The organism is Paraburkholderia phenazinium (assembly GCF_900141745.1).
GTDB lineage: Bacteria > Pseudomonadota > Gammaproteobacteria > Burkholderiales > Burkholderiaceae > Paraburkholderia > Paraburkholderia phenazinium_B.
This window is the reverse complement of the sequence record NZ_FSRM01000001.1, coordinates 2,588,875-2,600,155: the sequence shown is the minus strand read 5'-3', so window position 1 is coordinate 2,600,155 and position 11,281 is coordinate 2,588,875. Positions and strand designations below refer to the sequence as shown.

Below are 11,281 nucleotides of genomic sequence, written 5' to 3'. Positions count from 1 at the left end.
TGGGCGAGGATCCGTTGATTCGCTCACCGTGCCGGCGGCGCCCTGGAGAGGCCGGCGCGTCAACGCCGGCGCACGCATTACCAGGAATATCCGACACCGGCGTTGACCAGCACGTGAGCGCCATCCGTTGCGCTGGCTCCCACCTTGACGATGGTGTTTTGCGTAAGCCGCGCACTGGCGCCGATGGCGATGGCACTGTATCCCGCATAGTTGCCCACCCCTGCGGCGACCTGGAAGGTCTTGCCCTGTTCCACCTGAGGCAAACCGGCCAGCGCACCCGCCATGGCGACGCCCGAATACGCTGCACGCGCCGTGTCGTTGATATTCTGCTGAACGCCTTGCAGTTGTGCAACGTTTACCGCATCGGTCGGATTGACGCCCGGCGCCACGTTGGTGATGGTCCGCTCATTGCCTGGCGAGCCCACCGATACCGAGTTCGCTTCGCTCGCCACCGAGCCCGCGCCGATCGCCACCGAATTCGGCGCTGACGCTACTGCGTTGGCGCCCACTGCGGACGAACCGGAGCCGGTTGCCTGGGACCCCGAACCCACCGCAACGCTGTTGTTCGAGCTCGCCGTCGAATTGCCGCCGATGGCAACCGACTCCGTACCTGTGGCGCTTGCTGCGCTGCCCGTCGAATTCACGGCGACATACTTGGAATTCGACGACGACCCTCCTGTTGTCGTGCCTTGCGAGATCTGCGTGACCTGGCCGCCCAGCGTGCCGATTTGCGTTTCGAGTGCGAACAACTGGCTGCCGTTGACCGCGTCGGTGCTGGTCGCGGTAATCGCCCCTGCTGCGATATTGGTCAACGCAACCGTAGAGGTTGCACCGACACCGCCGAGCGTCACGCTCGTATGCGAAGCGTTGTCGTACAGCACGGCATCGCTTGCTACTGAGGCCACTGCCTGCAACTGGCTTACGTTCACCGCATCGGTCGGCGCGGTGCCGGCCGCGACGCCGGAAAGCTGGCGTGCGCCCGCGGTGCCCGTGAAGTCGACGCTGGTACCGCCCGTGTTGGCGCCCACCGTGATGGCGCCGTTGCCCGGCGCGCCGCCTACCTGCTGCACGAGGCCCACGGTGCCGTTCTGGATGCCGGTCGACAGCGCGGTGACGCTGCTGGTGGCGGTGGTGAGGCCGGTAGACAACGAAGCGACGTTGCTGTTGGTGGTGTTCAGGCCCGTCGACAGTGAAGCAACATTGCTGTTGGTCGTGTTGAGGCCTGTAGACAGGGACGCTACGTTGCTATTGGTCGTGTTCAACCCCGTCGACAGCGAGGCAACGTTGCTGTTTGTGGTAGTGAGTCCGGTAGACAACGACGCGACATTGCTGTTCGTCGTGGTCAGGCCAGTGGACAAGGACACAACGCCGCTCTGTGCCGTGCTCACGCCCGTCGACAGCGAAGTGATGCTCGTCGCGGTCGAGGTGGAGAGCGAACTCAACTGACCGTAGTTCACCGCGTCGGTCGGGTTCACGCCGGCGGCAACGTTGGTCAGTGTCACCGGCGTGGTCGAACCGACACCGCCCAACGTGACCTTGGTGTGGCTTGCATCGTCGTACTGGACCGAGTTTGCTACGCCTGTCGACAGCGAGGCTACGTTGCTGTTGGTGGCGGACAGACCCGTCGACAGGGAGGTGATGCCGGTCGAGGTTGAGGTCGAGAGGCTCGCTACGGCACTGTTAGTTGTACTGAGGCCGGTGGACAGCGAGGTGATGCCGGTTGAAGTCGAGCTCGACAGGCTGGCCACGTTGCTGTTCGTCGTGCTGATGCCGGTGGACAACGAGCTCAGACCGGTCGAAGTCGACGTGGAAAGACCCGCTACCGTGCTGTTGGTCGTGCTCAGCCCCGTGGACAGCGAACCGATACCCGTCGACAACGAAGTCACCCCGCTTTGTGCCGTGCTGATGCCCGTCGAAGTCGAAGTCGACAGCGACGCCACGCTGCTGTTGGTCGTGCTCAGGCCGGTGGACAGCGAGGTCACACCACTTTGCGCGGTGCTGATGCCCGTCGAGGTCGAGGTCGACAGCGAAGCCACGCTGCTGTTGGTCGTGCTCAGGCCGGTAGACAGCGAGGTCACACCACTTTGCGCCGTGCTGATGCCCGTCGAGGTCGAAGTCGACAGCGATGCCACGCTGCTATTAGTCGTGCTCAAACCTGTCGACAGCGAACCCACGCTACTGGTCGTCGAACTCAGCCCGGTCGACAACGAAGCCACGTTGCTGTTGGTCGTGCTCAAGCCCGTGGACAGAGAAGTCACACCACTTTGCGCGGTGCTGATGCCGGTCGAAGTCGAGGTCGACAGCGAAGCCACATTGCTGTTCGTCGTGCTCAAGCCCGTGGACAGAGAAGTCACACCACTTTGCGCCGTGCTGATGCCCGTCGAAGTCGAGGTCGACAGCGAAGCCACATTGCTGTTCGTCGTGCTCAAACCCGTGGACAACGAACTCACCGTGCTCCCCACCGAATTCACCTGGCTCGCTACAGAGTAAAGCTCGCTCCCGTTCACCGCGTCGGTACTGGTTGCCGTAATCCGCCCCGCCGCGACGTTCGTGATCTGCCGCTCCGCACCGGATGCGCCGACGCTCACGACGCTGGTGGGCGTCGCGCCAGCAAAACCGCTGAAGGTCGTCGATCCGACCGTCGCGCTGCTGGTGGGGTTCGCGGCGGACGTCACCGAACCGTAGCCCAGTGCGACATCGCCGGGATTATGAGCTACGGCAGCCGGTCCTATTGCAACGCTATTCGTCCCAAGTGCCTGCGAGTCCGCCAGCGTCGAATTGGCATGGAAATACTTGATGCCCTGGCTGTCGAGATTGCTCAGCGCTGCACCGACGTTGTTGACCGTGCTGGTCGTACCGTTCGCGTTGTACGTCGTGTACGCGGGCGGGCTGACCGCACCGGTCGACGGGTTATAGGTGGCTCCGCCGCCCAACGCCGACGCCGTGCTGGTACCCAGGGCGTTGACGTTGGTCTGGACGGTGCTCACCCCAGTCGACAAGCTGGCGATGCCGCTGTTCGTGGTCGCGAGCCCGGTCGAGGTCGAAGTCGACAATGCCGTCACATTGCTGTTCGTCGTGCTCAAACCGGTCGAGAGCGAGCCCACGCTGCTGGTCGTCGAACTCAGTCCCGTCGACAACGAAGCCACGTTGCTGTTGGTCGTGCTCAAACCCGTCGACAGCGAACCTACGCCGCTTTGCGCGGTGCTGATGCCCGTCGACGTCGAAGTCGACAGTGCCGTCACACTGCTGTTGGTCGTGCTCAACCCGGTCGACAAAGAGGCCACACCGCTTTGCGCCGTGCTGATCCCTGTGGAAGCCGAGGTCGACAAGGTGGTCACATTGCTGTTCGTCGTGCTCAATCCCGTCGACAGACTGGCGTCGCGGCTCACCGCCGTGCTCAGCCCCGTTGAGGTCGAAGTCGACAGCGCCGTCACATTGCTGTTGGTAGTGCTCAACCCGGTCGACAAAGAGGCCACACCGCTTTGCGCCGTGCTGATCCCCGTGGAAGCCGAGGTCGACAAGGTAGTTACATTGCTGTTCGTAGTGCTTAACCCGGTCGACAGCGAATTCACCCCACTTTGCGCCGTGCTGATCCCCGTCGACGTCGAAGTGGATAACGAAGCGAGACTGCTCGCCGCCGTGCTCAAACCGGTCGATGTCGAGGTCGACAAACGGGTGATACTGCTCGCCGTGGTACTCATGCCAGTGCTCAACTGCGACACCGTGACCGCATCTTGCGGCGCGGAGCCGTCGGCTACATTCGTGATCCGGCGCAATGCGCTGGCGCTGCCCACCGATACCTCGGAAAGAGGCGCTGCAGTACCCGTCAGATAACCCGTGCCAGTCGGCGCGGCCGTCCCGGTCACGCTGCCTGCGCCGATCGCCACGCTGTTCGCGTAGCTGGCGCTGCTGCCCGTGCCGAGCGCAAGCGACCCGTTGCCAGCGGCGATCGAGTTGTAGCCGATCGCCGACGACGACGTCCCGCTTGAGGTCGCGCCGTCGCCGATCGCAGTTGAATTGTTGCTGCCTGCAGTGGCATACGTCCCGATCGCCGTAGCGCCCGTACCGGTTGCAGTCGATGTCGTGCCGATTGCGGTCGCACTCGCGGCGCTCGCCGTAGCGAATGTGCCGAGCGCCGTGGCCGCCACGCCCGATGCCGTCGCCGCATCGCCGAATGCTGAGGCCTGCGAAGCATTGGCAACCGTACCATTGCCGCCGATGGCGGCAGAGAACGTCGCAGTCGCGCTCGCGCCATTACCGATCGCCACCGCCTGCTGCGCTGCACGGGCACTGTAGCCAACCGCGGTCGCCTGGGTTGCCGAGCCCACCGCGCTCTGCCCCAACGCCACCGACGATGCACCCGCCGCGGTCGCCGACTGTCCCAGGGCAACCCCGCTTGCAGCCGAACTCGTCGCGGCATAGCCGATCGCCACACCGCCCGCCGCCGTCGTCCCCGTGACCGACTGGCCGCCGATAGCAATGGAGTTCTGCCCCTGTGACACGGCCGGCGCTGTAGCGTTGGCGCCGATCGCGACCGATCCCACGCCAGAAGCCGTAGTAAAGCTGCCCGCCGCGGTGGCGTATTTAGCCGATGATGTGGCGCCTACCCCGAATGCCGTTGCGTTCGCTGCGGTGGCGGACGTGCCGTTATTGCCAATCGCGAGCGTGTTGATCCCGCTGGCGGTGGTCTGGCCGCCGACCGCGGTCGAGTCCTGGCCGGAAGCCGTTGCCTGGGTACCGAGCGCCAACGCATCTCCGAGGTTGGCGGTGGGGTTCGAGGCGTAGGCATTTGAGCCAATCGCAATCGTCGATGCGCCGTTACCGGTCGCCGTGGCGCCCTTGCCCAACGCAATACTTCCGTAAGTTCCCGAACTGGTCGAGGCAGCCGACGCACCCGGCCCTATCGCCACCTGACCCGCGCCCGAGGCGTTGCCCCCGCCAGCCTGATACTGCGCATGTACGGCGCTGACTCCCAGGCCGGTAGTCAGCAAGACGGCAGTGACAGCTTTCGCAATACCCGATTTATTCGGCTTGCCGCGCGCGGATGAGATTTCCGATGCCGCCACCCACGCACCGAGTGCCTCATTCCAGATACTTCTGTATGACCTGTTCATTTTCGAAAATCTCTCTCAGGTAACGCGCGACACCAACCGGATGTTCTGGTATTCAGCAGACAAAATTATCCGGACTCAAAGACCAAATCCCGACGCGCATAAAATTGGGATGAGCGGATTCTATGAGCTTCGGTATTGGATGATTGACAAGCAATGCAAATTCAAGCGGCGACATTTGTTAAAAATCGTCAACTCGATGCGAGGAAGCTAATCTTCCTATCTTTTAAATTCAAAGGGCCGGGAAATGTCAGCAAGCATCGCGCTAGTTTGAGACATGCGAACACAATGGAACAGATCGTCCCAAAGCCCCACCACATGGGGCTCTCAGCCAGCCAAATCCTAGAAATATGAATTAGCCAGACTATTAACGATGCGCACCGAAAGGCACTAAAGTTCAGGCAGAAGGAACGATATTTTCAGTCAATTCATTCGGCCAGATTCGATAATCATCATATCAATACGCCTCAGATTCCATCAAAAATCATCGCCACGATCAGATTAAAAATGAGACAGCACCAACTCAAAAACCAATTTCCTATCTCGCAAATCAGACCAGACACCGTTATGTCTTTTCTGCATTTCTCCATGTTTTCACCATTTAATCCCCATGATTTAACATCATTTAAAACTTAAGCGTCTCCAGCTGTCGATTCTTGACAGTTTTCCGAAACAACCCGCTTTATGCTTGAGTCCATCAAAGCGCCGCCGCGCCCAGGCGATGTGCCGGACATGCAGTTCGCAGCGCGCGAATCTGGTTATTGCACTCTGTGTCGAACCGCTCCTTGCCGGTCAATTAACCGACACACGGGCGAGGCATTCGCCTAAGCTCTGCAGGAAGTAGCCCATACAACCCTTGAGGGCCGATTCGAGCTTGCCGCTCACTTTAGAAAGGAATGCCCTGTGGACCGCGTCGGAAGTGCCGCGTTATCCCTGTCGGGCCACGGCGCCGCGAACGAAGCGGCGCCCTCCGGCTCCGACGAAAAACTTGCGCAACGGATTCGCCGAGGCCTGCGGGCGGGCGAGTTCGGCGTTGCGTTCCAGCCGGTTGTGCACGCGCAGAGCCTCAAGCTGCTCAATGTCGAATGCCTGCTGCGCTGGCAGCATCCCGAGTATGGCCTGCTCCTGCCCGAATGCTTCGTGTCGGCCTTCGAAGACAGGGACACCGCGCGCGAGGTCAGCGAATTCATGCTGGAATCGGTGTGCCTGCAACTGGCCGAGATGCGACGGACCGGCCAGGCGTTGCCGGCGGCCGCCATCAATATCCAGCCGTCGCAATTGCTCGATGCGACGCTGGGCAGCACAGTGCGCGCGACAACCCAGCGTCACGGCATCGATCCCACACTCCTCGAGTTCGAACTGGTTGCTACCGAAGACGCCTCGACACTCTTGTCCACGCAGGAATTCACACGCTCGTTGCGGCAACTCGGCGTACGCCTCGCGCTCAACGACTTTGGTTCGGGTTATTCGCCGCTCGCCATGCTGGGCACGGTGCAGATCGACACGGTCAAACTGGCACGCGGATTTCTGACCCGCGTGCCGGCATCGCCGCGTGACTGTGTGGTGATGACCGGTTTGCTCGACATGCTCGACAAGCTCGAGATGCGGGTAGTCGTAGAAGGCGTGGAAAGCGAGGCTCAGCTACGCTGGCTCAGACAACGTCCGAAGGTCTACGTGCAGGGCTATCACGTGGCGCGCCCACAAGCCAGGCTTGCGGATGCGCTCGCGATGAATTGAGCGGCGCGCGCGAAGCAACGCCGCACGCCAGCCAGTTCGGTCAGCTCGATGTGAAGGCGACGTACGGACCCGTGCCGCCACCGGCCGACGCCGTGCCCGTGATCCCATAGTAGACGTGACGTCCGTAGAAGAACGGCATGCCCATGTCGAACACGCTGGTCATGGAAGCGGCCATGTCGTTGAATGCATAGTTCCCCGTAGCAAATAGCGTGTTCGCATTCGCCACGTTGAAATCGACGGTCGCGGTCACGAGATTGGTCCCGGCTATAGAGACGGAACGCGACAGTGTCGTGCTCGGGATGTAGTACTTGAGCGCGCTGCTGCCAATGCTGGAGTCCTGGAAAAACAGGACGCTCGATCCCGAGTCGAAGAAGGCGTTGCTGGTATAGGTGACGCCGTTGTACGTCGCGGTAAAGTCTCCGGACAGATCGGTGCCCAGCACGGTCGCGCCGGCTCCCGCCAGCGTGTTGTTGGCCTGCGTGTCGATCCCGAAGACCAGCGTGCCGGTGGACGACACCGCCCCCGTCGAACCGACTGCAGGCATCTCCAGCACCACGCCGTTGTTATCGGTCGCGAAGAACTGCACCGGATTGCCCACCTGTTGCGCGAGCGGCTCGTTGGCCACGCCGCAGCTCGTGCCGCTGCAGGCGTAGTAGGTGCCCGCAGGGCTATTGCTCACGCATTGGCCGCCACAGTCCTGCGGGGCCACACCTACACCGAGAATGCCGTTCGCCCCCAGATCCGTGGGTTGGGCGAGAACCGGCTGCTGCTGGCAAGCGCTCGGCGCGCTAGCCGCCAGCGTCGAATCGGACACCACCTGAATGGGCACGTTCTGGGCCACTTCGCCGGACATCTTGAGGTCGACGTTGCGCACGGTGCCCCATGTATAGCCGCTGCCGAACAACGCGCACTCGGCGATGGTGGCACCCGTCGACGTCTGCGTCTGCGCGTTCAGCGTGTTGAGTGTGCTCGACGGAATCGCCGACGCAAACAGACGCAAGCCGAACGATTCGGTGTCCACCAGCACGTTATCGATCGTCGAGCAGTTAGCGGTCGCTCCGGTGCCCGCCGTGCAGATCGTGACGCTGGCGAGCGGAGAATTCGCCCGATTGAACTGCGTGAACGAAACCACCACGGGAACCGTATTGGCAGCCGTGCTCGCAGTCGGCGTCGCGGTCGGCGTTGCCGAGCTGACGGTGTTCGTCGTGGCCGTCGTACTCGTCGCGGGGGTGGTCGTCGTTGAATTGCTGGTCGTATTGCCGGTCGCCGAAGTCGACGACGAGCCGCCGCCACCGCCGCCGCAGGCGGCAAGGCCGGCCAGAAGCGCCGCGACGAACGCGCGGGCCATGATTTGTTTCATGTTTGTCGTGTTCATTGCAGGTCGTCTGGACTGGTGCCTTGTGGGAGTGCTGCAGGCAGATAGGCCCGGCCCGTGAAATTGCCCATATGTCCGCCGGATTGCACCATCAGGCCGGGCGCCTGCACGGTGGCGGGTCCATGGCCTCCGCCTTGAGCCGCGCGCGCGGCGCTCGCGCCCTGCAGATAGGTTGGAAAGTAGCTGCCGAGCAGGCTGTTGAGCGGCGCCATCTGCGGTCCATGCCAGACGACAGCGAATACGGTGCCGGTTTGTCCGATGTATTCGCGCACGACCGTCCCGCTGGTCAGCGTGGTTTCGTTGACGGTGTACGGCACCGCTGCCGAGCTGACGTGCTGGACCAGGCGAGTCGCCTGGCCCGAACTGCTGGCCGGCCAGGTGGGCGCGCTGCCGAGTTCGGCGTGTGCGGGTATGCCGGCGGCGAGCGCCGTCATGGCGGCTGCCGCGCAAAGCACGCTGGTTTTCATTGGTTCTCCCCGTATGTATTCGTCGCGCGAAGGAGCGTGAATTGACATTCACGACATCACACAGGGGCAATTATTGTGGGGAGAGCGGGATTTTGATTCGCGGAAAAGAGCCGGAGATAGGGCCCTTTTGCGAGTTTGTCCGGCGAGCCGCGATGCCTTGTCCGTGGCGGCTCAGCGGGGTAATTGTCAAATCCGCGCCGGTGGCGCGCGACAGTATGGCGTCGATGGGGGAACGCCTGCTCTAGCCGCTACGGGTGCGCCTTGGATGCGCCCGCAACGAATCGATTTCGTCGAGCAGATCGAGCACGAGCGCGATGCCCGGCGGATTGATCTCGAGATCGTGCGCGAGGCGGTGGGCGGTGCGCACGCGGCGCAATGCCGTGCCGCTAAAGCGCCACTCTTCGGGGCGCGCGCCTTGCGGCTCGAACGCACCTTCTGCGACCCACAGCGTCACCTCGTCTTGCGAGGCACCGCTCACGCGGCACAACTCGACGAGCGTGAACTCCATCTCTTCATTCACAATCTGACCTTCCAGATAGGTCGTCACGGACTCTTTCATGATGAGCGATCATCCATAAAAATGCGCGCGAGGGTCGAAATTGAACGCCTGCCGCATCACGTCATAGGCGGCTGCGGCACGTTCGGTATCGGCCGGCGGCAAGACGATGTTCAGGACCACGTACAGATCGCCGGGCTGGCTCCCAGGAATGCCTTTACCCTTTAGCCGCAGGCGCCGTCCTCCTTGCGAGCCCTTGGGCACCGTCATTTCGACGGAGCCGTCGGGCGTCGGCACGGTGATCTGTGCGCCAAGCGCCGCTTCCCAGGGCGCGACCGGCAAATCGAGCGAGACGTCGCGGCCATCGACGCGAAACCGCGGATGTTCACGAAACGCGATCTCAAGGTACAGGTCGCCCGGCGGACCGCCGCCTATCCCGGGACTGCCCTGCCCGGCAAGCCGCAAATGCTGTCCGGCACGAATGCCCTTGGGAATGGTGACATTCAGCGTGCGCGACTCCAGCGTGACGTGGCCTTGCGGATCGACCACCGGCATCTGCAGCGTGATGCCGCGCTGCGCCCCGTGGTAAGCCTCTTCGAGATCGATCAGTATCTTCGCATGGTGATCCTGGCCGCCCATCGCGGCGGCCGCCCCCTGCCGTTGACGCGCACCGCGCGTGCGGCCAAACATGGCTTCGAAGAAGTCGTCGAGATTAGCTTCGCCGCCCGCCTGATAACCGGCTTCGTCGCCCGCATAACCGCCCGCCTGACTGCCCGCCCCGCGGAACTCGAATCCTTCGTCCCAGTTCGGCGGCGGCTGGAATTCCTGGCCGTTCTGCCACTCGCTGCCCATCCGGTCATAGGCCGCCCGTTTCTCTGGATCCTTGAGCACCTCATACGCCTCGCCGACTTCCTTGAAGCGCTCCTCGCCGTCTGCCTGTTTGCTGACGTCCGGATGATATTTGCGGGCGAGCTTGCGGTAGGCACGCTTGATCTCGTCCTGGGTCGCGCTGCGCTCCACCTCCAGGGTGGCGTAATAGTCCTTGTATTTCATCTGGATAACAGCCCCTTGAAAGTGAGGACGGCTCTGCGTTCAACTGCGGCTGATTTATTACTCTATACGACTCAGGGGAAACGTGTCTGTACCACCCCTGTTTCGGTTCGATCCGCAGCGAATCCTGGAGGCAGGACCGGGCTTTGCTACTCCTTGAGTATCTACACTCGAGGAGCCGATGATGAGCGAAACCAAAGAGAGCAAGCAGCCGAAAGAGACTAAAGAGCCGGATCTCAAGCATCCGCAACCCGCCAGTCACAGCGACAACGAGAAGAGCAAATTGCCAGAGCGCGATGATGAGTCGCGGAAACAGTCACCGGCCGACCACCCTGGCAAGAAGCCAGGCGAAGGCGAGCCTTCGGTGAGTTGAACGGTTGGTTGGGCTTTGCCGTTTCACGTTGACGTTGGTGTTCTGTATGCAAGAACCGGCAAAGCGCACGTTAAGGAAAGGGAACGCGTGAGCGCGGGCGCGATGGCCTGCGCTGCGCGGGTTCCGCAGTCTGGACTCTCGCAGTGCTTCGTACTGCTGATTCAACCCGCCTCGCTGATGCTCGTGACATAAGCGGTTTTTCTTCGAAGCTGCGCCGTGATTTGCAAACGCGTATTTGTCGTTTGTCGACGCCCGCGACGCTGACTAGCATCGAGGCTCCACAGTCAGATCAGAGGAGTGTTGCCATGTCCGAGCGTGCCTCGTTCAAGCCGCGGGTCATCGAGCCCGTGGCTATCAATCAGCCCGATGGACTTGGTCTGGCAGTCGAATTGTGGCTGGCGCATCCGGTTGACGGGATCGCTGGTCGTGCCGTTCAGATTCATCTGCGGGGCGACGCGCGCATGGCGCAGGCCGAAGCGTTGCGCGATCTGCTTCATCAATTGGGAACGAACATCGTCGTAGCGTAACGAACAGGGCGCTGAGCGCTGAGCGCTGAGCGCTGAGCGCTCAGCGCCGCGCCCTCCGCCCCTCGCCTCACCTTCATCCTGCCTCGCCGTCCCTCGCTCCGCCTTGTCTGGCGGGCCGCACGGGATTATCGGCCGATTCAAAACA

Annotated in this window: 8 protein-coding genes; 3 read left to right on the top strand and 5 right to left on the bottom strand. The window is 62.3% G+C overall.

From position 1 onward, the window contains the following. Positions 1-77: 77 nt before the first annotated feature. Positions 78-5,114, bottom strand: coding sequence for a YadA-like family protein (locus tag BUS06_RS37420; RefSeq protein WP_143787503.1), 5,037 nt, complete (start codon positions 5,112-5,114; stop codon positions 78-80). A 900-nt stretch (positions 5,115-6,014) separates the two neighbouring features. Between BUS06_RS37420 and BUS06_RS11805 the strand changes: the two genes are divergently transcribed. Continuing rightward, on the top strand, positions 6,015-6,848 hold the full coding sequence (locus tag BUS06_RS11805) for an EAL domain-containing protein (protein ID WP_074264436.1): 834 nt from the start codon (positions 6,015-6,017) through the stop codon (positions 6,846-6,848). Between the two features lie 40 nt (positions 6,849-6,888). On the opposite strand, the gene BUS06_RS11800 is transcribed toward BUS06_RS11805, so the two are convergent. The 4 genes from BUS06_RS11800 to BUS06_RS11785 all read right to left on the bottom strand — a co-directional run bounded on the left by BUS06_RS11800 (position 6,889) and on the right by BUS06_RS11785 (position 10,239). Then, positions 6,889-8,208 (bottom strand): DUF3443 family protein, encoded by a 1,320-nt coding sequence (locus BUS06_RS11800; RefSeq protein WP_074266040.1) that lies wholly within the window; start codon positions 8,206-8,208, stop codon positions 6,889-6,891. Positions 8,209-8,219: 11 nt separating this feature from the next. After that, a complete protein-coding gene (locus BUS06_RS11795; RefSeq protein ID WP_074264435.1) occupies positions 8,220-8,690 on the bottom strand; it encodes a DUF2844 domain-containing protein in 471 nt (156 codons plus the stop codon). A gap of 241 nt (positions 8,691-8,931) precedes the next feature. Continuing rightward, complete coding sequence (locus BUS06_RS11790; RefSeq protein ID WP_074264434.1) at positions 8,932-9,249, bottom strand: chaperone modulator CbpM; 318 nt, start codon at positions 9,247-9,249, stop codon at positions 8,932-8,934. A 9-nt stretch (positions 9,250-9,258) separates the two neighbouring features. After that, entirely contained in the window at positions 9,259-10,239 is a 981-nt protein-coding gene (locus BUS06_RS11785) for a DnaJ C-terminal domain-containing protein (RefSeq protein WP_074264433.1), read from the bottom strand. A 181-nt stretch (positions 10,240-10,420) separates the two neighbouring features. Between BUS06_RS11785 and BUS06_RS11780 the strand changes: the two genes are divergently transcribed. Next, positions 10,421-10,609: a hypothetical protein gene (locus BUS06_RS11780; protein WP_074264432.1), complete on the top strand. Its 189-nt coding sequence runs from the start codon at positions 10,421-10,423 to the stop codon at positions 10,607-10,609. 305 nt (positions 10,610-10,914) lie between these two features. Further along, entirely contained in the window at positions 10,915-11,136 is a 222-nt protein-coding gene (locus BUS06_RS11775) for a hypothetical protein (RefSeq protein ID WP_074264431.1), read from the top strand. The last annotated feature ends 145 nt before the right edge of the window (positions 11,137-11,281 follow it).